Here is a 21,131-nt window from a genome sequence, read left to right as displayed (position 1 = left end):
CCTTGATACACGCGGCACCTGTGGGGTGCGCTCCTGGACCACTACCATCCGAGGCGTGACAGCGGGAAGCGACTCGGTTACGGAACTGCTGCCCATGGTGTTCGCCGACCCGGGCGAGGCTCTCGCGAGGGCCCGGGCGCTGCTCGACGCCGATCCGTCCCCGCCGGCCGCCTCCGTCGCCCACCAGGTGATCGGCATCTGGCAGCGTGACTTCGGCGATCTGCGGCTCGCGCTGCACCATCTGCGGCGGGCCCGGGAGTGCGCGGCGCGCGCGGACTCGGCCGACCGGGAGGCGGACGTGCTGGCCACGCTGGGCGTGGCGCTGGTGCACGCGGGCCGCACCCGGGAGGGGCTGGCGGCGTTCGAGCGGGGTGTCGCGCGCGGTGGCGGGCACACCAGGGCGCGGGTGCTGTACCGGCGGGCGTACGTCTGGTGGGTGCTCGGTCGCCATCGCGAGGCGCTGGAGGACGTGCGCCGGGCGGTGCCGGTGCTGCGGCAGGCGGAGGACGTGATCTGGACGGCGCGGGCGCTGACCCTGCGGGCCACCGTGCATCTGGCGCTGGGGTCGGTGGAACGGGCGGAGGCGGACTTCACCGCGGCCGAGGCACTGTGGGACACCACCGGCCAGGAGCACGACAAGGCCGACGCGGTGGAGAGCCGGGGCCTGGCCGCGTTCCGGTCCGGGGACGTGCCGGTGGCGCTGCGGCTGCTGGACGAGGCGGAGGAGCGGTACGCCCGGCTCGGCACGCCGACGTTCATGCTGAACATCCGGCGCTGCGAGGTGCTGATGGCGGCGGGTCTCGCACCGGAGGCGCTGGCCGAGGCGGACGCGGCGACCGGCAAGCTGGACGGGATCGGCGGGCAGTCCACCCGCAAGGCGGAGCTGCTGCTGGCCGCCGCACGGGCCGCGAGACTGACCGGCGACGCGCACACCGCGATCGCCCGCGCGGCCCTCGCGGTACGGCTGTTCGCCGGGCAGCGGCGCACCTGGTGGGAGACGCACGCCCGGCTGGTGCTGATCGAGGCGCGGCACGCGGCAGGGCGCGGCTCGGGGCGGCTGGTCGCCGACGCCGCCGCGGTGGCCGGGAAGCTGGCCTCCTTCGGCGCCCCGGCCGCGCCGGAGGCGTCGCTGCTCGCGGGCCGGATCGCGCTGGACCTGGGCTGGACGGCGGACGCGGAGCGGCACTTGGCCGTGGCGGCGCGCAGCCGGCGCAGCGGTCCGCCGCTGGCCCGGATGACGGGCTGGGCGGCACAGGCGCTGCGGGCGCAGGCCGCCGGGTCGGCCCGGGGGGTGCTGGAGGCCTGCCGGCGCGGTCTGGACGTGCTGGACGACCACCGGATGACGCTGGGCGCTTCGGAGCTCCGGGCCCGTGCCACCGAACAGGGCGCGGAGCTGGCGGCGCTGGCGCAGCGGGCCAGTCTGGTCTCCGGCGGGCCGCGGCGGCTGCTGGTGTGGAGCGAGCGCTGGCGGGCCACCGTGCTGTCCACCCCGCCGACGAGGCCGCCCGCCGACCCGGAGCTGCTCAGCGGCATGACCGCCTTCCGTGAGATCGCCTCGCGTGCGGAGGCCGCCCGGATGGAGGGCAGGCCGGTCCCGGCGCTGGAGCGCGAACAGCGGCGCCTGGAGCGGGAGATCCGCTCCCGGACCATGCACATACGGGGCGAGGCGCTCGGCGACGGGGACCGGTTCGACGTCGGCCGGCTGCTGCAGCGGCTGGGCGACGGGGTCCTGCTGGTGGAACTCGCCGTGCTCGACGGACGGGTGCAGGTACTGCTGTGCGGACGGGGACGGGTACGCCGGTTCGAGGCCGGGTGGCTCGCCGAGGCGGAGACCGAGGCCGAGCACGTACAGGCCGGGCTGCGACGGCTGGCCCACCCCGGGGCGGAGGCCCGGCTTCCGGTGGTGGAGGCGGCTGGGCGGCGGCTGGAGGAACTGCTCCTCGGACCGGCCGCGGCCCACCTGGGCGGCGGCCCGGTGGTGATCGTGCCGCCGGGGCGGCTGCACCGGGTGCCGTGGGCCCTGCTGCCGTCGCTGCGGGAGCGGGTGCTCAGCGTGTCGCCGTCGGCGGGCAGCTGGCTGCGGGCCAGGGAGACCGCCCCGCCGCCGGACGGCTGCCATGTGCTGGTGCGCGGCCCGGGCCTGGCGACCGGTGGCGCCGAGGTGCCCGAGCTGGCCGGCCGATACGGCTGTGCGACGGTCCTGGAGGAGGACGAGGCGCGGGTACCACGGGTGCTGGAGGAGCTGGACGGGGCGGCGCTGGCGCACATCGCCGCGCACGGCACGTTCCGTGCGGACAGCCCGCTGTTCTCCTCCCTGCGGATGGCCGACGGGCCGATCGTCGTGCACGACTTCGAGCGGCTGGACCGCAGCCCCTACCGGATCATCCTGTCCTGCTGCGACACCGCCCGCCTCGCCTCGGTCGGCGCCGACGAACTGCTCGGCCTGGTCACGGCGTTGCTGCCGCTCGGCACGGCCGGGGTGGTGGCGTGCAGCGCACCCGTGAACGACGCCGCGGTGGTGCCGCTGATGCTGGCGCTGCACAAGGGCCTCGACGCCGGGCTGTCCCTGGCGGAGGCGCTGCGCGATGCCCGGGCCTCCCAGCCGGGCGACGCCCTGCACCAGGCCACGGGGTGGGCGTTCTCGGCGTTCGGGGCGGCCTGACCCGTCCTCTGTTGGGGGCGGCCTGACCCGTCCCCTGTTCGGGTCAGGCCGCCGGTCCTGGGGCCCGGCTCAGGCCGACTGCGCCTGCGGCACGTGGGCCGGCCACGGCAGGGCGCCGCGATCGCTCGCGCCGAGCCGGGCGTAGGCGCTGTACAGGTGGTTGCCGACGGTGCGGATCGACAGGGTGAGGCGTTCGGCGATCTGCCGGTTGGTCAGGCCGGCCGCGGCGAGTGTGACGATCTGCCGCTGCCGGGCGGTGAGTTCGCCGAGGACCAGTCCGGACAGTGCGGGGGTGCCGGCACCCTGGCAGCGCCGGGCCAGGGCGACGGCCCGGGTGCGGGAGTGCCGGGCGGCGCGCGGATCGCGGTGGGCGCGTACGGCCTGGGCATGCGCTTCGGCGGCGAACAGCAGGAATCCGCGCCGCTCCAGTTCCCCGGCCACCTCGTCCAGGTCCGGGCCGTCGGCGCGGGTGAGCGCGTCGGCGTGCCGGGCGAAGACGCCGTCGAGCCGGCCGATGGCCTTCTCGGGGGCGCCGAGGCGGACGGCGTCGTAGGGGTCGGTGAGCGTCTCCGGGCCGAGGTCGCCCGGGCTGTCCACCGCTGCCGCGCGGTGGAGCTCCGCCCGGCAGGAGGCGTCGCCGGGGTTGCTCCGCAGGCCTTCCCGGGCCCAGGCCGCGGCCTCCCGCACTTCCCCGCGCAGCCGCGCGTAGTGGGCGCGCACCGCGGCGTACCCGCCCGGCACCGGGATGCCCTCGGCGACCAGCCACTCCCCCACCGGTGTGGCCGTCACCCGTACGTCGGCCCGGTCGATCCGGCGGGTCAGGGCCGCGCACTCGGCGTCGAGGGCGGCGGCGTACTCCTGCGGTGCCCGGGCCAGCCGGCGGGCCCGGAGCCGGCCGGCCGCGGCCCGGAGCACCGGCCCGTACAGGGGGTGGGCGAGCCGGACGGCACCGTGGTCGTCGACCTCGATCAGGCCGTCCGACTCCAGCCCTTCGAGCACCCCGAGGTCCAGGGTGTCCAGGTCCGGGGGCAGGGGCTCGGCGAAGGCGAGGCGGTCGAGGGTCTCGCGTTCGAGGGGGCAAGTCCGGCGGAGGACGGGGGCGGTGCGTTCTCGTACGGCCCCGGTCAGCGGGACCGGGCCCCGCCACGCCCGTTCGCCGGTGTCCGGGACCGGGGTCAGCTGCCCGCGCACCGCCCCCAGCAGGTCGCGCAGCAGCCGCAGGTCGCCCCGGCTCAGGCGGAGCATCCGGTTGAGGGTGAGCGCGTCGAGAGGCCCTGCACCGGCCGTGAGCAGCCGGCCGGTCTCCTCCTCGGGCAGTGGCTCCAGTGCGAGGCGCGGCAGGAGTTCACCGGTCCACAGCCGGGAGACCGCGGCGGGCACGGGCGTGCCGTCGGTGGCGACGACCAGCAGCCGGGTGCGCCCGTGCACGGCGAGTTGATGGACCAGGGCGGCTGAGGCGTCGTCGAGGAGGTGCGCGTCGTCCACCAGCAGCGCGCGGACACCGGACAGCAGCCGGACCGCGCGGTGCAGCGTGACCGACTCGGGCAGCAGATGGGCGAACGCGGCGAACGGGACGGTCCGGCTCTCGGGCGTGCCGGCCGCCCGGGCGCAGTCGGTGCCGCGGATCGCCTCGGTGACGAGGCGGGTCTTCCCGCAGCCCGCCGGGCCCGTCACCACGATGCCGCGCCGCACACCGGTCAACGACCGGCGGACCAGCTCCCGTTCGTCCTCCCGCCCGGCGAACGGCCAGGGCAGCTCCAGCGTCGTCGCGTCCCTCTCGTAAGTCATCACACAGACATGAGCGCGGCTACTCACCTTTGATACAGGGCGACTTGAGTAGCCCCCGACTCAGGCGCCGGGGCGGGCCGCAGGGCAGGCTGTGGCCCATGACCGCACGCTACTGCTCGCTGGCACAGTCGCCGGCGCCCGCCTTCGCACCGGGGCTGGCGGCCGAGCGGCTGAGCGCGCTCGTGAGCGGGCGGCGGATGTGGGTCAACGGCACCGTCGTGCACTACTGGTTCTTCGACGGTGACGCCGACGCGTCCGTCATCCCCGTGCCGGGGAGGGGGATGACGCGACGGGTGGCGTGGGCCGGCGCCGAGGAGCAGCGCGACGTGGTGCGCGCGTGTTTCCGGGAGTGGCAGGACCTCGGCATCGGGATCACCTTCACCGAGGTCGGCGACCGCTCGGAGGCCGAACTGCGCATCGGGTTCCAGGCCGGCGACGGCTCCTGGTCGAGGGTGGGCCGGGACGCGCTGTCGGCCGGCGGGCAGGACCGCACCATGAACTTCGGCTGGGACCTGACCGCGCCCGGGGAGCGCGGGACGGCCCTGCACGAGATCGGGCACGCGCTCGGCCTGCAGCACGAGCACCAGAACCCGTTCGCGGGCATCCACTGGGACGACGAGGCCGTCTACGCCGAACTGGCGGGCCCGCCGCACCACTGGAGCCGGGAGCGGACGCACTGCAACGTTCTGCGCAAGCTCGGCCCGGACGAGACCAACGGCTCCGTCTGGGACCCGCAGTCGATCATGGAGTTCCCGTTCGCGCCGGGTCTGATCCTGGAGCCGGAGGAGTACCGCGGTGGCCTGAACCCGCCCGGCACCCTGTCGGCCGCCGACAAGGAGGCCGTACTGCGCTGGTATCCGCCGGCGCATCCGCAGGGTTCGCCCGCGCTGGTGCCGTTCCGTTCGGCACCGCTCGGCGTCGGCTCCGGCGAGCAGGCGGACTTCGAGATCGACCCGCCGGAGACCCGCACGTACACGCTGGGCACCTTCGGCGACTGCGACGCCGTCATGGTGCTCTTCGAGGAGCGGGACGGGGAGCCCCGCTACCTCGCCGGCCGGGACGACGGGGGAACTCCGCACAACGCCACGATCGGCGTCCGGCTCGTCAAGGGCCGCCGCTACGTCGTCCGCGTACGCCTGTACTCCGCCTGGGGGAGCGGCGGGGCGGCGGTGATGTGCTGGTGACGGCATGGATCCGCCGCGCGGGCACCTGAGCCACAGTCCGGCACCGGGGGAGCGGTCGGGGACGTCGCCCATGGGGGTGGGTGACGTCCCCGACCACGCCATGTGCCGGGCCCACCGGCGCCTGCGGGCCGCGTGCGGCCTGCAGGCGCATGCGCCGCCACCCGCTCGTTCAGGCCCATTCCCGCCGGGGCAGGGGCGCGCGACTGGCCACGCTGCTCGCGGGGACTCTGACCGGCCTGGCCGCGGACCCGGCGCACCTCGTCGGCACCACCGGGTACGTCGTCGCCACCGGGCTGCTGCTCGCCGTGGGGCTGTACGGCAGCACGTACGGCATCGACCTCGCCGATCTACGCCGTGACCTGCGGGGCGTGGTGGCCGCCGTCACGCTGGGGGTCGTCCTCAAGGTGGGCTGATCTCGGGCGTCATGGTCCTGGCCTTCGACCGCCCGGAGTATTTGATCCTGGGCATCGTCGTCGCGCAGATCGACCCGCTGTCGGTGACCGCCCTCAGCAAGGACGCGCACATGTCGCAGCGCGCCCGGTCCCTGCTCACGGCGTGGGCGTCCTTCGACGATCCGATGACGGCCCTGCTGACGCTGTACGTCGCCGGCTACGCCTACACGGCGGCTGGCCACACGGGCACGCCCTCGGTGGTGGGCGGCGGTACCACGGGTTACGTCCTCGGACTGGCGCGAACGCGCTGCTGCCGGCCGGTGCCCTGCTGGCGTGGTGGGCGGGCGGCAGGCTGTGGCCGGCGCGGCGGTCCGGGAGGGTGCCCGTGCGGCCCCGGCGCCCGGCGACGCCGCTGGCCGTCGTCCTGGTCGTGGTCATGCTGCTGCTCGCAGCCTCGAACATGCTCATGCTGGCCGTGGCGGTGGCCGGACTGTTCCTGCGTACGCCGGCGTTCGCCCGCCCTCTCGCGCGGGCGGTCATCAGTGCCTTCCTGCTCGCCACGGCCCTGCTGGGCCCGTTCGTGGCCCAGGGGGTGTCGCTGGGGCCGGGGCTGCTGCTCGGCGCCTCGGCGTTCCTGGCGCAGGCGGTGGTGGCCGCGCTGCTCATGCCGCTCTTCGTCCGCGGCCTGTCCGGGCGGGACCGCGTCCTGCTGGGGATCGGCCAGCAGAACGGGCTCACGGCCGTGCTGCTCGCTCTCACCCTCGAACGCGACTTCCCGAGGACGGTCGGCATCGTCGCCCCGGCCGTGGTGACGATCAATCTGCGCCACTACGGGGCGCAGACGGCGTTCGGCTGCTGGTCGCGCCACCGCGCCGGGAAGAACCGTCGGCCCGCTGCCCCGGAGCAGTCTCTCCCCCGGCATCAGGCGGCCGGCGAGGGCAGACGGGGCGAAGTGCCGCCCACGGCCGACGGGCTGCGGTCCTCCGCGTGACCGAAGGGTGTGCGGCGTTTCGTCACCACGACGGCCCGCGGATCCCCCGGCCCTCGCCGACAGCTCGTCCGCGCTGGAGCCCGTCCTGCTCGGCGCCGTGCTGCTTCTCTGCGCCATGGGAGCCCGCCGACGGTCAGGAAGCCGTTCGGGTACCCGGACCGAAGGGGTTGCGTGATGTCGCTCGACGCTTGGGGCGACAAGCACAGGGGCGACGCCGAGCAGGACTGCGACGCGGTCATGGCCGCCGCGGGCGACCCGCCGGGGGCGCTGGCGGACAAGGGCGGCTCCGGCGGGCCAGGGGATCCCCGACGGGGTGTACCTGCTCGCGGCCGTCACGCTGATCGGGCAGATGACAGAGCGGATCTCGGCGCACGCGCGTTGGCAGCTGTCGCCGTGACGCACCTGTTCGAGCCGGGCGGTGAGGGGCGCTCCTGCGCGCCGTGGCGTCCCGATCCCCGTCCCCAGCTCGGTCTCTTCCACCGGGCGTACGCACACCGGGGCGTGGCGGACCTCTGCCTGCGAACGCAAACGGGTGGGTGGCACCTGCCACCCACCCGTTTGCGTCGGCGCGCCCGCAAGGCTTCTCAGGACTGCGGACGGCTGCCGTGGTTCGCGCCGTTCTTGCGGCGGGCCTTCTTCTTGCGACGTCGCTTCGAGGACATCGAACCTCCTCTTTCCGGCTTTCGGTCATCCACTGGTTTGTCGCGTCCGGTGGCTACAGAGCCACTTTCCAGCCGACGCGACAGCAAACACACACGATGCTGATGCACATGGGTGGCCTACGTCACGGTGGTGGCCCGGCTCGGCCGCGGGGTGCCTCGTCAGTCCGCCCGCACCGGATGCGTGAGGTTCGCTCCGGTCGCCGGGTCGAACACGTGGGCCTTGGCCATGTCGACCCGCAGCTCCAGCGGTTCTCCCTCGCGGGCACGCGTGGCGGCGTCCAGGCGGGCCACGAGGTGACTGGTGTCGGCGCCGGTGTCGCGCAGGCCCGAGTCCTTGGCGAGCTCCTCCAGTTCGGTGGTCGTCGCGGGCCCGCCCTCCGCGGCGAAGTAGACATACGCGTCGGAGCCCAGGGACTCCAGTACCTCCACGGTGGCGGTGAAGACCGGGCCCGTCCGGTCCCGGTCATGCGACAGGGCCACGTCCTCGAATGCCTCCGGCCTCAGCCCGACGATGACCTCGCGGGGTGCGTTCTGGCGTTCCAGCGCCTGCCTCGTACGGTCGTCGAGGGGCAGATCGCCCAGGGGAGAGCGCAGGGCCCCGCCCTCGAGAGTGGCGTTCAGGAAGTTCATCGCCGGGGAGCCGATGAAGCCCGCGACGAAGATGTTGCGCGGCAGGTCGTACAGCTCGGCAGGTGTGCCGAGCTGCTGGACCAGGCCCTGTCTCATGACCACGACGCGGTCGCCCAGCGTCATCGCCTCGGTCTGGTCGTGGGTGACGTACACGGTGGTCGTGCCGAGGCTCCGCTGCAGTCGGGAGATCTGGGTGCGCATCTGGACCCGGAGTTTGGCGTCCAGGTTGGAAAGGGGCTCGTCCATCAGGAACGCCTTGGGATCCCGTACGATCGCCCGCCCCATGGCCACCCGCTGGCGCTGACCGCCCGAGAGGTTGGCGGGCTTGCGGTCCAGGTGCTCGGTGAGGTCGAGGATCCGGGCGGCGTGCGTCACCTTGGCGTCGATGGTGTCCTTGTCCACCTTGGCCAGGCGCAGCGGGAAGCCCATGTTCTCCCGGACGCTCATGTGCGGATACAGGGCGTAGCTCTGGAACACCATGGCTACGTCGCGTTCCTTAGGAGCCAGGTCGTTGACGACTCGGTCGCCGATGCGCAGGGTGCCCTCCGTGATGTCCTCGAGTCCGGCGATCATGTTCAGGGTGGTGGACTTGCCACATCCCGACGGACCGACCAGGATCACGAACTCGCCGTCGGCGATCGCGAGGTCCACGTCCTTCACGGCGAGGGACCCGTCGGGAAAGCGCTTGGTGACTCCCTCAAGGATGATCTCGGCCATGGATGGTGCCTCCTTGCCTTCCCCGTTCAGCCCTTGACTGCCCCGGAGGTCAGTCCGGCGACGATCCGCCGCTGGAAGAGCAGGACGAAAACGATGATCGGGATGGTGATGACCACAGCGGCGGCGGCGATCGACCCTGTGGGCTGCTGGAACTGGGAGCTCCCGGTGAAGAACGCGATCGCGGCGGGCACGGTGCGCGCGGACTCGGTGGATGTCAGCGAGATCGCGAACAGGAAGTCGTTCCAGCAGAAGATGAATACGAGAATGGCCGTGGTGAACACGCCCGGCGCGGCCAGCGGCGCGATGACCAGCCGAAAGGCCTGCGCGGGCGTCGCCCCGTCGACCTTGGCGGCCTTCTCCAGATCCCAGGGGATCTCCCGGAAGAACGCCGACAGAGTGTAGATCGCGAGCGGCAGGGAGAAGGTCATGTACGGGATGATCAGCCCGATCCAGGTGTCGAAGATCCCGATGATCCGCTCGATGTTGAACAGCGGTGACACCAGCGAGATCGGCGGGAACATGGCGATCAGCAGTGACATGCCGATGAGTACGCGCTTGCCGGGGAACCGCAGCCGGGCCACCGCGTAGGCGGCCATGGTGCCCAGTGCCACCGCGATCACCGTGGCGATCAGGGCGATGCCGATCGAGTTGATCAGCGCACGGGTGAACTCCGCGGTCTCGAAGATGCCCCGGTAGTTCTCCCAGGTCCAGTCCGTGGGGATGTAGTTGCCGTCCGTCAGGGTGGCAGGGTCCTTGAACGACAGCGCGGCGATCCACCACACCGGGAACAGGGCGTACAGCACCACCACCACGTTCAGCACGCCCCATCGGGCGGCATGTGTCTTTCCCACGGCGGCCATCAGCGCTTCACCTCCGCGCCGGGTGCGGCGGCGCCGAACAGTTTTACGAAGGTGAAGGCGATGATCCCGACGCAGATGAAGATCAGGACCGAGATCGCCGACCCGATGCCCAGGTTCAGCGCGGTGAACAGGTTGTCGTACCCGAGGATCGACAGAGAGCCGGTCCCCTGGGCGCCCGCGGTCAGGATGTAGATGTTGTCGAAGATCCGGAACGCGTCCAGTGTGCGGAAGAGCAGGGCCACCAGGATGGCCGGCTTCATCAGCGGCAGCATGACCTTGGTGAAGCGCTGCCAGGCGGTGGCACCGTCCACCATGGCCGCCCTCAGGGTCTCCTCGGGGACCAGCGCGAGGCCCGCGAGCAGCAGCAGGGCCATGAACGGCGTCGTCTTCCACACCTCGGCGAGGATGATCAGCCAGAGCGCGGGCCATTGCTCGGTCAGCGGAGCCTCCCCACTGGGCAGCAACTCGGCGAGGTATCCGAGGTCCGGGGTCCAGGCGTACTGCCAGGAGAAGGCGGCGACCACGGTGACGATCCCATAGGGAACGAGGACCGACGTGCGGACGACACCGCGCCAGAAGATCGTGCGATGCATCACCAGGGCGAGCCCCATTCCGAGGACCAGTTCGATCGCCACGGACACCGCGGTGATGAACAGCGTCACCCAGAACGCGTCCCACCAGAACGGGGAGGACAGCACGGCTCCGTAGTTGCTCAGGCCCACGAACTCCGCCCGTCCGGGAAAGCGCAGGTCGTACCGCTGGAGGGACAGATAGACGGCGTACCCGATGGGGTAGGCGGTCACGGCGATCATGACGACGACGGCGGGCGCGCAGAGCAGCCAGCCGAGCCGCCGCTCCTGCCGGGCGCCCGCCGACAGTGCCGCCTGGTCCGGCCCCTTCTGCTCCGTCTGCGCTTCGGGGGGCGGTGGGGTTCCGGCGGGTTGCTCCCGCGTGCTCATCTCGGGCCGCCCGGGGACGAGGCCCGCGCGCTGCTGCGCCGGGCGACGACGTGGTGCGGGTGGTGGTGGTTCACGGGATCACACCCTCGGATCGCAGGGCATCGTCGATCTGCTCCCTGATGGTGTTGACGGAGCTCTCCGGTTCGATCCCGGACGGCGGAGACAGCGTGTGGGAGACCGCGATCGACACGTTCTGGTAGACGGGAGTGATCGGGCGCACGCTCGCCGACTCCAGCGCGGCCAGCACCTCCGCGGAGAAGGGGTATTCCTTCATGAACGCCGGCTCGTCGTACAGGGCGCGCAGGGTGGGCGGCAGGCCGCCCTCGAGCGCGGCGGTGAGCTGGTTCTCCCGGTTGCGCAGGCACAGTGCCGCCTCGAAGGCCAGGTCGGGGTGGCGCGAGTAGGCGCTCACCGCCAGGTCGATGCCGCCGATGGTGGGCCGCGCCGGGCGGTTCGCGTCGACCCGGGGGTACGGCGCCCAGCGGAAGTTCTTGAACAGCTCGGGGTTGTTCGCCTTCATCGACGGATAGACGAAGGGGTAGTTGAGCTCGAACGCCGCCACCCCCGACTCCATGGCGAGGCGGTTCTGGTCCTCCATCTGGTTGGGCAGGGAGGGGTCCGCGGCCGGGGACGTCGCCAGCTCACGCATGATCCCCGCAGCTCGCACAGCGGGAGGACCGAGGGACGGCTCGGTCGCGCTCGCGTTGAGGATGGAGCCGCCCGCACTGTTGATCAGGGTGTTGAACCAGGCGGTCAGACCCTCGTACTGGGCGCCCTGGATCTCGACGAAGTGCGGTTTGCCCTGCCGGGCGAGGGCGCCGGCCATGTCCAGCATCTCGGCCCAGGTCCTGGGCGGTGTGGGCACCAGGTCCTTGCGGTACCACAGGAGCTGGGTGTTGGTGTTGTACGGGACGGCGTACAGCTTGCCCTTCCAGGTCGAGGTCTGCAGCGGTACGCGCAGAGTGCCCTCGACGGCCTGCCGCTTCGCCGCTCCTGTCCATTCCCGGATCCAGCGCGCCTCGGCGAACTCCGCCGCCCAGGTGACGTCCAGGCCCAGGATGTCGAGCGAGTCGTCCTCGGCGGCGAGCCTGCGGACCATCTGCTGACGCTGACCATCGGCGGCGCGCGGGAGCTTGTTGTAGCTGATCCTGTAGCGGCCGCCCGACGCCTGGCTGCACCGGTCGGCAGCTTTCTGGAGCGCACCGGAGTCGTCGGGGAAGTTGTACCAGTTGAGGGTGGGTCTGCCGGAGCCTTCGTCACCGCCACAGGCCGCGAGCGCCGACGCCAGCAACGGCAATACGGCGAACGCCCGCAGCCATCGTGTCCCTCTGGGATGTCCTCTCGCGTGCACGCGCTCCACACCTCGCTTCCGGACAGTGGCACGGGCTCGGGCCTCGCAGTGTTTACCTCCCGGAGAACACTAAAGATCACTCGAGGCGACATCAAGGACATATGGCAGAAACGACTCATCAGTCAGATTTGAGGCAGACGCGGCGAGGTGAGGGCCTCGGCCGCTCGCGGGGCGGGTGCACAGCAAGATTCACCTGAGCGCGGACGGCCGCTGCCGCCCGCCACCTCTGGTCGTCACCGGCGGACAGCGGGCGGACTGCACCCGGTTTCCAACCCCGAGCGGCCCAGATCGGCCCACACCACTCAGCTCACCTCGCTCCGAGGACGTTCGCTCGTACTCGGCTGGGCGGCCACCGACAGCTTCCCGCGTACTCGGGGCCCAGTCGGCAGTCGTGAACGGGCCCACTCCGGCTGCACAGCGCCGGGCCATTGAGAGGGGACCGCCCGGGGACGGCGCTGCCCCTACGAAGAAAAGGGCTGACGCACGGGGACCAGCTCAGTCAAGAGCTCTGGTATCCAACCGGTCCCCCCGAAAATGATCAAGGGGTCGCTTCAGATCTCCTCTGAAGCGACCCCTGTCCTGCGACTTCGTAAAGTCGGGACGACAGGATTTGAACCTGCGACCCCTTGACCCCCAGTCAAGTGCGCTACCAAGCTGCGCCACGTCCCGTTGCGCATCGCGCGGTCAACCGCGCGATCACGCAGGTCAACCCTACCGCATGGGGAGTCCTCCCCCGGCCCGCGCCGACGGCCGGTCCGGGCGCCGGGTCCAGCCCGCGAGCCCCACCGTCGAGACCGCGACGGCGAGGACGGCCCACCAGGGGAGGTCCGCCTTGGTCGCATGGCCGGCGCAGGCCGCCACGGCCAGGAGTGCCGTGACGGCTCCCCCCGACAGCCCGGTCCGCCGGGCGGGTCGTCGCCCCGTCTCGTCCACGTCCTGCTCCCCCTTCAGCCACGCATTCGCATGCCCCTGGACATCTCAACTCCCGGGCATATGCCGCAAACAATACGCGAGTTCGCGGGAACTCCCGACCAGGGCATAGGGGTTGAGACGGACAAAGGCGGTGGGCCGGGGGGCTCCCGTCCCAACCGGGCTCGCGACCTCAGCGGCAGGGACGACGGTGTGTCCGGCGGGCCCGCCCGGCACCCCACACTCTGTCCAGGCCGCTCCTGCGCTCACCGGAGATAGGGTCGCCGCATGACGCACAGCTTCGTACTGCACATCCCCGACGCCGAGCTCGAACCCGAGCCCCTCGCGCCCGGGCAGATCGTCTCCGGGACGCCCGAGGTGACCGGCAAGGTGGTCTGGGAGTCGGAGGACGGCCGTCAGATGCGGGGCGTCTGGCAGATCACGCCCGGCGTGGTCACCGACACCGAGGCCGACGAACTGTTCGTCGTGATCAGCGGTTCGGCGACGATCGAGGTCGAGGGCGGGCCGACGCTCACGGTCGGACCCGGCGACCTGGCCGTCCTGCGCGAGGGCGACCGTACGACGTGGACGGTGCACGAGACCCTGCGCAAGGCGTACGCGATCAACCTCTGAGCGAGATGGGCGATCAGGGCGCCGGCACCGTCGTCCCCCTGATCTCCAGGGTGGGCGTGGCGAGTTGGACGCGGCCGGCTCCGCCGGGGCCCACGAAGCGCTCCAGGAGGCAGCGGGCCGCGCGGCGGCCGACCTCGTGGCTCGAGTTGTCGACCGTCGTGAGCCATACGTGCCGCAGCCGGGCGATGCTCGTGTTGTCGTAGCCGACGACGGACAGGTCGCGCGGGACCCGCAGCCCCATCTCCTCGGCGGCCGAGAGCACGCCGATGGCGGCCATGTCGTTGACGGCGAAGACGGCCGTGGGCCGTTCGGGGCCGCTGAGCAGCCGGACGGTCGTGCGGTAGCCGCCCTCCTCGGTCATGTCGCTCGGCTCGACCACCGCCTGCTCCGCGAGGCCGTGCCGTCGCATGGCCGCCTCGAAGCTGCCGCGCCGCAGCTCGCCCACCACGCCGTAGCCCGCGATGTGCGCGATACGGCGGTGCCCGAGGCCGATCAGGTGCTCGGCGACCAGCCGGGCGCCCCGCTCGTCGTCGCCCGCCACGACGTCGACGCCCGGCGGTGCCGGTTCGCGGGAGCCGGCCAGCACGACCGGGATCCGCTCGGCCACCGCACCGAGGGCCGCCGGGTCGGGCAGCGTGCCGACCACGACCAGGCCGTCGACGCGCAAATCCAGCAGCGGGTCGGCCGGGTCCTGGCCGGTGCGGCGGTTGAGACGGGCGTCGGCCAGCAGCATGTGCAGGCCGTTGGCGTGCAGCAGGGAGTTCAGCCCTTCGAGGAGGTCGACGAACCAGGGGTTGCGCAGGTCGTTGAGGAGGACGCCGACCATGAGGGTCCCCCCTGCTCGATCGACGTCGAGTGCTGGGGGGAGGGCGCGCTGCTCGCTGAGGCTCCGGGCGGCGGCGTTGGGCCGGTAGCCGAGCTCCTGGGCGGCCCGGAGCACGGCGTCCCGCTTCTCGGGCCGTACCTGGCCGGAGCCGCGAAGCACGAGGGAGACCAGCGACTTGGAGACACCGGCTCGTTCGGCCACGTCCCGGATCGTCGGCTGTCTCATGAGATGGACCGTTCCATGTGGCGCAGGGGCTTGTCAAAGGGTTGACAGCGTCGGCAAACCCCGCCCAGGGTGGCCTGGACAAGTTCTGGAACGGTCCAAAGAGGGGTGCTCATGGTGGACACGCTCGGCGTAGCCGTCGTCGGATTCGGCTGGATGGGGCGGGTGCACACCCAGGCGTACGCGCGTGTGCGTCACCACTATCCGCAGCTGCCCCTCGTTCCGGAGCTGGTGACGGTCGCGGAGGAGGTGCCGGGCCGGGCGGAGGAGGCCGCCGCACAGTTCGGGTTCGCCTCCACGGCCCGCGACTGGCGCGAGGTGGCCGCCGACCCGCGGGTCAAGGCGGTCAGCATCACCGCGCCGAACTTCCTGCACCGCGAGATCGGTGTCGCCATGGCCGAGGCCGGCAAGCACATCTGGATCGAGAAGCCGGTGGGTCTGTCCGCCGAGGACGCCCGTGCGGTGGCGGACGCGGTGGCCACGGCGGGTGTGCAGGGCACGGTGGGCTTCAACTACCGCAACGCACCCGCCGTCGAGGCAGCCCGCGAGCTGATCGCCTCCGGGGAGATCGGCACGGTCACACACGTCCGCGTCCGGCTTTTCAGCGACTACGCTGCCCACCCCGAGTCCGCGCTGACCTGGCGGTACGAGCGGGAGCGGGGCGGCAGCGGGGTGCTGGGCGACCTGGCCTCGCACGGCGTTGACCTGGCCCGGTTCCTGCTGGGTGACATCACGTCCCTCGCGGCCGACACGGCGGTCTTCCTCCCGGAGCGGGCCCGCCCGGCCGGCGCCACGGCGGGGCACAGCCGCGCCGCCGGAGGTGAACTGGGCCCGGTGGAGAACGAGGACTACGTCAGCTGCCTGCTGCGCTTCGCCTCCGGGGCGCGCGGCGTCCTGGAGGCCTGCCGGGTCTCGGTCGGTGAGCAGAACAACTACGGCTTCGAGGTGCACGGCACGAAGGGAGCCGTGTTCTGGGACTTCCGCCGCATGAACGAGCTGGGCGTCAGCCGCGGCACGACGTACCAGGACCAGTCCGTCACCACGGTTTACGTCGGCCCGGGCGACGGGGAGTTCGCCGCGTTCCAGCCGGGCGCGGCCAACGCGATGGGGTACGACGACCTGAAGGTCATCGAGGCGTACCGCTTCCTCACGTCGGTCGCCGAGGGCACCGCGCACGGAGCGACGCTCACGGACGCCGTGTACAGCGCGGCCGCTCTGGACGCGATGGCACGGTCGGCGCGCAGCGGTACGTGGGCGGAGGTGGCCGGGCGGGCCTGAGGCGGTCCGTGGGCGCAGGTGGCCGGGCGGGCTGAACGGTCCGTGGGCGGAGGTAGCCGGGCGGGCTGAAGCGGTCCGTGGTCGCAGGGGCCGGGCGAGCCTGAAGCGGTCCGAGGGCGCAGATGACCCGGCGGGCCTGAAGCGCTCCGTCAGCCCCGGGGCTGGAGGCGCCGGCCCAGGTAGACCTTCACCGGGACGAGGACGAGCCACAGCCACATGATGGCGGGGCCGGTCACGAAGACCAGCGGCACGGTGACGAGGAAGACCACCACGATCGTGGCGCTGTCGAGGAGGTACAGCGGCGTCGTCGCGTCGGTGGGCGTGCCATGGCGCAGCCAGGGACGCCTGGCCAGGACGGCCGCCACCGCCACATGGCAGGCGCCGAGCGCGGCCACCGCCCCGGCGTAGACGGCGACCGTCAGGGACTGGTCGCCGTACTCGGCGAGCAGCCGGGTGGGGAAGGGCACGAGGGCCGCGACGCCGAACCCGACGACGGACAGACCGACCACCTGAGCGTCGACCTCCCGCACCCCGCGGAAGATTCTGCGGTGGTCGCGCCAGTAGCTGCCGAGCACCGCGACGCTGAGCGCGTAGGCCCCGAGGTCGGGAAGCACCCGGCGCAGGGCCTCCCGGTACTCGTCGGGCTCCAGGTCCCGGGGCACGTAGAGATCCAGGACGAGCAGGGTGATGGCGATGGCGAACACGCCGTCGGCGAGCGCCAGCAACCGGTCGGGCCCGCCGTCCGGGCGTGATGTCCACATGGGCCCGACGGTAGGCGCAGTGCGGGCCCCGCTTCCGGATCCACGCCCGGCCGTGCCGTCCGGATCACACGGCCGCCTGCGGTGGCATGTTGTACGGCGTCACCACCTGGATCGCCGACGGCAGGGTCGGTCCCGCCGGCGGCAGCGCGTCGTGGGCGCGCATGACGGTGTGGCAGGCCTCGCGGACGTCCTGGCGGAGGTCGTGGTGGAGCACGGCGGACAGGCGGTGCTCGCGCAGCAGCCGGGTGTTGTCGTGGTCGAGGTCGTGCGCGACGAAGACCGCGCAGTCGCGGCCGAGGTCGTCGAAGGCCCGCAGCGTCGCGATGTTGCCGCCGCCGATCGAGTACACCGCGCGAATGTCCGGGTCGCGTTCCAGTGCGGCCCGGACGAGGTCGTACTGGGTGGCGTCCAGGCCCTGCCCCTCGGCGATCTCGACCAGTGTGCGCTCGGGGTGCCGGGCGCGCATCGCGCTGCGGAAGCCCATCTCGCGCTCTTCCTCGTTGCGGAAGAACCCGCTGCTGAGGCTGGTGAGGATGTTGCCCGGGCGCCGGCCCAGCCACTGGCCCATCAGGTAGGCGGCCGTCGCTCCCGCCGCCCGGTCGTCTATGCCGACGTAGGCGCGGCGGGCGCTGGCGGGCAGGTCGGTCACCAGCGTCACGACCGGGACGCCGGCGGCTTCGAGCCGGCCGACCGCGGCGGTGACCTCGGGGACGTCCGGGGCCTTGAGGATCACGCCCTGCGAGCCGCGCCGGGCGATGCGGTCCAGGATCCGCACCAGCTCCCCGGCCGGGCCGGTCTCGCGGAAGTGGAAGCGGGAGCGCAGCACCGCCGGACGCAGGGACGGCAGTTCGGCCTCCAGGGCGGCGCGGACGGCCGTCGTGAACCGTTCGGGCGCCTGCATCACGATGTCGACCATGAACGTCCGGCCGACGAGGCGGACCTGGGTGCGCTGCCGGTCGAGGTCGGCGATGGCCTGGCGGACCTCCCGTGCGGTGCTCTCGCGCACGCCTCCCCTGCCGTTCAGCACCCGGTCGACGGTCGCCTCGCTCAGGCCCGCCTGACGTGCGATCTCCCGGATCGGGAACGGGTGACCCATGCGCCGGCTCCTTGAGGGGTTTTTGATGGCTCGCTGCTGGTTGTTCGAGGTGTTTGTACTGACAAGAATGGCAGGACTGCGTCGCTCCGTGACCTCGAAAGGACGACGATGTCCTTCACTTCCGTCCACCACCGTGCCTGGCTGTCCGAGCAGGACTGCGATCTCGGCGCGTTCCGTGCGCTGGTCGAGCAGGCCACCGACCCCGCCGACTACCCGCACGCGTCCGCCGTGGAGCGCAACGTGCCCGTCTACGACTGCGGCCTGCTCGAAGGCGACCGGGTGGTCCAGGCCGAGCTGGTGCGGGCGCTCGCCGACGGGCCCGGCATAGCGGTCTTCCGCGGCGCCTTTCCCGACCCCCGGGTCGTGGACCGGGCCACCGACGTGTTCGAGGCGCTGATCGCCGAGCAGCGCGCCTCGGGCGCGGCCGCCGGTGACCACTTCGCCAAGCCGGGCGCCAACGACCGGGTGTGGAACGCGCTGGAGAAGGCGGCCCTCCACGACCCGGAGGCGTTCGCCGACTACTACGCGAACGAGATCCTGGCCCTGGTGGCCGCCGCCTGGCTGGGCCCCGGCTACCAGGTCACCTCCCAGCTCAACGTGGTCAACCCGGGCGGCGCCGCGCAGGACGTGCACCGCGACTACCACCTGGGCTTCCTGACGAACGAGGCCGCCGCCGCCTACCCGGCGCACGTGCACCGCCTCTCCCCCGCGCTGACGCTGCAGGGCGCGGTCGCGCACTGCGACATGCCGGTGGAGTCCGGGCCGACGATGTACCTGCCGCACTCGCAGAAGTACGAGCCGGGCTATCTCGCCTGGCGGCTTCCGGAGTTCCGGGCGTACTTCGAGGCGCACCAGGTGCAGCTGCCGCTCGCGAAGGGCGACGCGGTGTTCTTCAACCCGGCCCTGTTCCACGCGGCCGGCACCAACCGCTCCGCGGACATCCGGCGCATGGCCAACCTGCTCCAGGTGTCGTCCCCGTTCGGCCGTGCCATGGAGACGGTGGACCGGGAGGCGGTGTCCAACGCGGTGTACCCGGCCCTCCTCAGGCGCAAGGCCGAGGGTGCCGACCAGGCGTGGCTGGACCATGTGGTCGCGGCGAGCGCCGAGGGCTACCCCTTCCCCACCAACCTCGACAGCGACCCGCCGGTCGACGGGCTGGCCCCGCCCTCGCAGGCGGATCTGATGCGGCGGGCGCTGCGCGAGGAATGGACGCCGGAGGCGCTCCGGGCGGAGCTGCGGGCCGGTGCCGAACGGCGAGAGAGCTGAGGAACCCGATGGGACTACTCGACGACAAGGTCGTCCTGGTCAACGGCGGAAGCCAGGGGGTCGGCGCGGCCATCGCGCGGGCCGCGGTGCGCGAAGGGGCGGTCGTGGCCGTCACCGGGCGGCGCCCCGAGCCCGGCGAGGCCCTGGTGGAGGAACTGACCGCCGCGGGCGGCAAGGCCCTGTACGTGCGGGCCGACCTGTCCGACGCCGAGCAGGCGAAGGCCTCCGTGGCCCGGGTCGTGGAAACGTACGGCCGGGTCGACTGCCTCGTGAACTCGGCCGGACTGACCTCCCGCGGCACGCTGCTCGACACCACGCCCGAGCTGTTCGACCTGCACATCGGGATCAACCTCAAGGGCCCGTTCTTCGCGATGCAGGCGGCGGTGGCGGACATGGTGGGGCGCGAGGCGCCCGGCACGGTCGTCAACATCATCACCTCGTCGGCCCACGGCGGGCAGCCGTTCCTGGCGCCGTACGTCGCCGCCAAGGCGGGGCTGATCGGCCTGACCCGCAACGCCGCGCACGCCCACCGCTGGGACCGGGTCCGGATCAACGGCCTCAACATCGGCTGGACGGCGACGGAGGGCGAGGACGCCACGCAGCGGGCCTTCCACGGGGCCGGGGACGACTGGCGTGACGAAGCCGCCGCGAAGCTGCCCATGGGCAAGCTGGGCCAGCCGGACGAGATCGCCGACTTTGTCGTGTTCCTGCTGTCGGATCGGTCCGGGGTGGTCACGGGGTCGGTCATCGACTGGGACCAGAACGTCCTCGGCGGCCTGGACTGACAACTCTCCGCAAGAAACCCTCCCCCCTCCCTAGGAGCAACACCCCATGCGTATCGGAATCCTCGGCCTCGGCCGCATCGGCGCCTTCCACGCCGAGACCCTCTCCGGACTCGACGCCGTCGACTCCCTCGTGGTGACCGACCCGTTCGCGGACGCCGCCAAGGCCGCCGCCGAGCGGTTCGGGGCCGATGTCGTGGACTCCCCGGAGGCACTGCTGGCCGCCGGTGTGGACGGCATCGTCGTCGCCGCCGCGACGGACGCCCACCCCGCGCTGATCCTGGCCGGCGTCGAGGCCGGCGTCCCCGTCTTCTGCGAGAAGCCCGTCGCCAAAACCATGGCCGAGGGCGTCGAGGTGCTCAAGGCCGTACGCGGCCGGGACGTGCCGATCCAGATCGGTTACAACCGCCGCTTCGACACCGGGTTCGTCAACGCCCGCGCCGCCGTGCGGAGCGGTGAGCTCGGCACGCTGCACACGGTCCGCTCGACCACGCTGGACCCCGCGCCCCCGCCGGCCGCGTACATCGCCGCCTCCGGCGGCATCTTCCGCGACTGCTCGGTGCACGACTTCGACATCATCCGCTGGGTGACCGGCCGCGAGGTGACCGAGGTGTACGCCGTGGGCGGCAACCGGGGCGCGGACTTCATCAAGGAGGCCGGCGACGCCGACACCACCGGCGCGATCCTCACCCTCGACGACGGCACCATCGCGGTCGTGTCCAACTCCCGTCACAACGCCCGCGGTTACGATGTCCGCATGGAGATCCACGGCTTCCTGGACTCCGTCGCCGTCGGCCTCGAGGACAAGCTGCCGCTGCGCTCCGTCGAGCCCGGGGTGACCTTCCCGGCGGGCACCCCGCACGACTTCTTCATGGACCGCTTCACCGACGCCTACCGTGCCGAACTGACCGCGTTCACCGAGGTCGTGGCCGGCACCCGCCCCTCCCCCTGCACCATCGAGGACGCGCTGGAGGCGGGCTGGATCGCCGACGCGTGCACCCTGTCGCTGCACGAGCACCGTCCCGTGACGATCGAGGAGGTACGGCAGGCATGAGCGGGACGGGCCGGGAGCCCCTGCGCATCGGTGTAATGGGAGCCGTGCGGATCACCGAACGCTCCCTTGCCGACCCGGCCCGGGCGGGCGGCCACCGCCTCGTCGCGG

General features: G+C 72.4%; 19 protein-coding genes, 1 tRNA gene and 1 pseudogene. 10 read left to right on the top strand and 11 right to left on the bottom strand.

All coding sequences use genetic code 11. The annotated features are described in order from the left end of the window. Window positions 1–94: 94 nt before the first annotated feature. Window positions 95–2,662 (top strand): CHAT domain-containing protein, encoded by a 2,568-nt coding sequence (locus C1J00_RS08940; protein WP_102908496.1) that lies wholly within the window; start codon window positions 95–97, stop codon window positions 2,660–2,662. A 69-nt stretch (window positions 2,663–2,731) separates the two neighbouring features. Here C1J00_RS08940 and C1J00_RS08935 read toward each other — a convergent pair whose 3' ends face one another. Then, a complete protein-coding gene (locus C1J00_RS08935; protein ID WP_102908495.1) occupies window positions 2,732–4,450 on the bottom strand; it encodes a LuxR family transcriptional regulator AbsR2 in 1,719 nt (572 codons plus the stop codon). Between the two features lie 98 nt (window positions 4,451–4,548). Between C1J00_RS08935 and absR1 the strand changes: the two genes are divergently transcribed. The 3 genes from absR1 (at window position 4,549) to C1J00_RS46535 (ending at window position 7,017) form a co-directional block, all read left to right on the top strand. After that, window positions 4,549–5,634 (top strand): beta-glucuronidase AbsR1, encoded by a 1,086-nt coding sequence (gene absR1, locus C1J00_RS08930; protein ID WP_102908494.1) that lies wholly within the window; start codon window positions 4,549–4,551, stop codon window positions 5,632–5,634. Window positions 5,635–5,783: 149 nt separating this feature from the next. Beyond that, a complete protein-coding gene (locus tag C1J00_RS46540; protein WP_245936267.1) occupies window positions 5,784–6,047 on the top strand; it encodes a hypothetical protein in 264 nt (87 codons plus the stop codon). Between the two features lie 364 nt (window positions 6,048–6,411). Then, entirely contained in the window at window positions 6,412–7,017 is a 606-nt protein-coding gene (locus tag C1J00_RS46535; protein ID WP_245936266.1) for a hypothetical protein, read from the top strand. Window positions 7,018–7,601: 584 nt separating this feature from the next. Here the strand turns inward: C1J00_RS46535 and C1J00_RS48200 are convergent. The 7 genes from C1J00_RS48200 to C1J00_RS08890 form a co-directional block, all read right to left on the bottom strand. After that, window positions 7,602–7,679, bottom strand: a complete 78-nt coding sequence (locus C1J00_RS48200) for a 50S ribosomal protein bL37 (protein WP_370443954.1) — start codon at window positions 7,677–7,679, stop codon at window positions 7,602–7,604. A 159-nt stretch (window positions 7,680–7,838) separates the two neighbouring features. Then, a complete protein-coding gene (locus C1J00_RS08920) occupies window positions 7,839–9,026 on the bottom strand; it encodes an ABC transporter ATP-binding protein (protein WP_102908493.1) in 1,188 nt (395 codons plus the stop codon). Window positions 9,027–9,052: 26 nt separating this feature from the next. Continuing rightward, window positions 9,053–9,886, bottom strand: a complete 834-nt coding sequence (locus C1J00_RS08915) for a carbohydrate ABC transporter permease (RefSeq protein WP_102908492.1) — start codon at window positions 9,884–9,886, stop codon at window positions 9,053–9,055. Continuing rightward, on the bottom strand, window positions 9,886–10,845 hold the full coding sequence (locus tag C1J00_RS08910) for a carbohydrate ABC transporter permease (RefSeq protein WP_102908491.1): 960 nt from the start codon (window positions 10,843–10,845) through the stop codon (window positions 9,886–9,888). Before C1J00_RS08910 ends, C1J00_RS08915 begins: the two co-directional genes overlap by 1 nt. 70 nt (window positions 10,846–10,915) lie before the next feature. After that, window positions 10,916–12,196 carry an ABC transporter substrate-binding protein gene (locus C1J00_RS08905; protein ID WP_245936265.1) on the bottom strand — a complete coding sequence of 427 codons (1,281 nt, stop codon included), beginning with the start codon at window positions 12,194–12,196 and terminating at the stop codon, window positions 10,916–10,918. Between the two features lie 595 nt (window positions 12,197–12,791). Beyond that, window positions 12,792–12,865 (bottom strand) — tRNA-Pro (locus C1J00_RS08895). A gap of 42 nt (window positions 12,866–12,907) precedes the next feature. Then, window positions 12,908–13,129: a hypothetical protein gene (locus C1J00_RS08890; RefSeq protein WP_102908490.1), complete on the bottom strand. Its 222-nt coding sequence runs from the start codon at window positions 13,127–13,129 to the stop codon at window positions 12,908–12,910. 264 nt (window positions 13,130–13,393) lie between these two features. Between C1J00_RS08890 and C1J00_RS08885 the strand changes: the two genes are divergently transcribed. Further along, on the top strand, window positions 13,394–13,738 hold the full coding sequence (locus C1J00_RS08885) for a cupin domain-containing protein (RefSeq protein WP_102908489.1): 345 nt from the start codon (window positions 13,394–13,396) through the stop codon (window positions 13,736–13,738). 13 nt (window positions 13,739–13,751) lie between these two features. Here the strand turns inward: C1J00_RS08885 and C1J00_RS08880 are convergent, their stop codons facing one another. Beyond that, on the bottom strand, window positions 13,752–14,789 hold the full coding sequence (locus C1J00_RS08880; RefSeq protein ID WP_102908488.1) for a LacI family DNA-binding transcriptional regulator: 1,038 nt from the start codon (window positions 14,787–14,789) through the stop codon (window positions 13,752–13,754). A 111-nt stretch (window positions 14,790–14,900) separates the two neighbouring features. On the opposite strand from C1J00_RS08880, the gene C1J00_RS08875 reads away from it, so the two are divergent. Further along, complete coding sequence (locus C1J00_RS08875) at window positions 14,901–16,064, top strand: Gfo/Idh/MocA family protein (protein WP_102908487.1); 1,164 nt, start codon at window positions 14,901–14,903, stop codon at window positions 16,062–16,064. A gap of 149 nt (window positions 16,065–16,213) precedes the next feature. Here the strand turns inward: C1J00_RS08875 and C1J00_RS08865 are convergent, their stop codons facing one another. Continuing rightward, window positions 16,214–16,825, bottom strand: a complete 612-nt coding sequence (locus tag C1J00_RS08865; protein WP_180989467.1) for a TMEM175 family protein — start codon at window positions 16,823–16,825, stop codon at window positions 16,214–16,216. A 64-nt stretch (window positions 16,826–16,889) separates the two neighbouring features. After that, window positions 16,890–17,921, bottom strand: a complete 1,032-nt coding sequence (locus C1J00_RS08860; RefSeq protein WP_102908486.1) for a LacI family DNA-binding transcriptional regulator — start codon at window positions 17,919–17,921, stop codon at window positions 16,890–16,892. A 108-nt stretch (window positions 17,922–18,029) separates the two neighbouring features. Here C1J00_RS08860 and C1J00_RS08855 point away from each other — a divergent pair, with 108 nt between their 5' ends. The 4 genes and pseudogenes from C1J00_RS08855 to C1J00_RS46530 all read left to right on the top strand — a co-directional run. Continuing rightward, window positions 18,030–19,187: a phytanoyl-CoA dioxygenase family protein gene (locus tag C1J00_RS08855; RefSeq protein WP_102908485.1), complete on the top strand. Its 1,158-nt coding sequence runs from the start codon at window positions 18,030–18,032 to the stop codon at window positions 19,185–19,187. An 8-nt stretch (window positions 19,188–19,195) separates the two neighbouring features. Then, window positions 19,196–19,972, top strand: a complete 777-nt coding sequence (locus tag C1J00_RS08850) for an SDR family oxidoreductase (RefSeq protein ID WP_102908484.1) — start codon at window positions 19,196–19,198, stop codon at window positions 19,970–19,972. A 46-nt stretch (window positions 19,973–20,018) separates the two neighbouring features. Further along, the gene (locus C1J00_RS08845; protein ID WP_102908483.1) at window positions 20,019–21,023 is read left to right on the top strand and encodes a Gfo/Idh/MocA family protein; all 1,005 of its coding nucleotides are present in this window, start codon (window positions 20,019–20,021) and stop codon (window positions 21,021–21,023) included. Then, window positions 21,020–21,131: pseudogene (locus tag C1J00_RS46530) on the top strand (Gfo/Idh/MocA family protein); the annotation flags it as partial. The gene C1J00_RS08845 and the pseudogene C1J00_RS46530, both read left to right, overlap by 4 nt.

The sequence above is a fragment of the Streptomyces cahuitamycinicus genome (genome assembly GCF_002891435.1).
Lineage (GTDB): Bacteria > Actinomycetota > Actinomycetes > Streptomycetales > Streptomycetaceae > Streptomyces > Streptomyces cahuitamycinicus.
The sequence above is the reverse complement of the archived record's forward strand: the minus strand, read 5'-3'. Positions and strand labels throughout refer to the sequence as shown.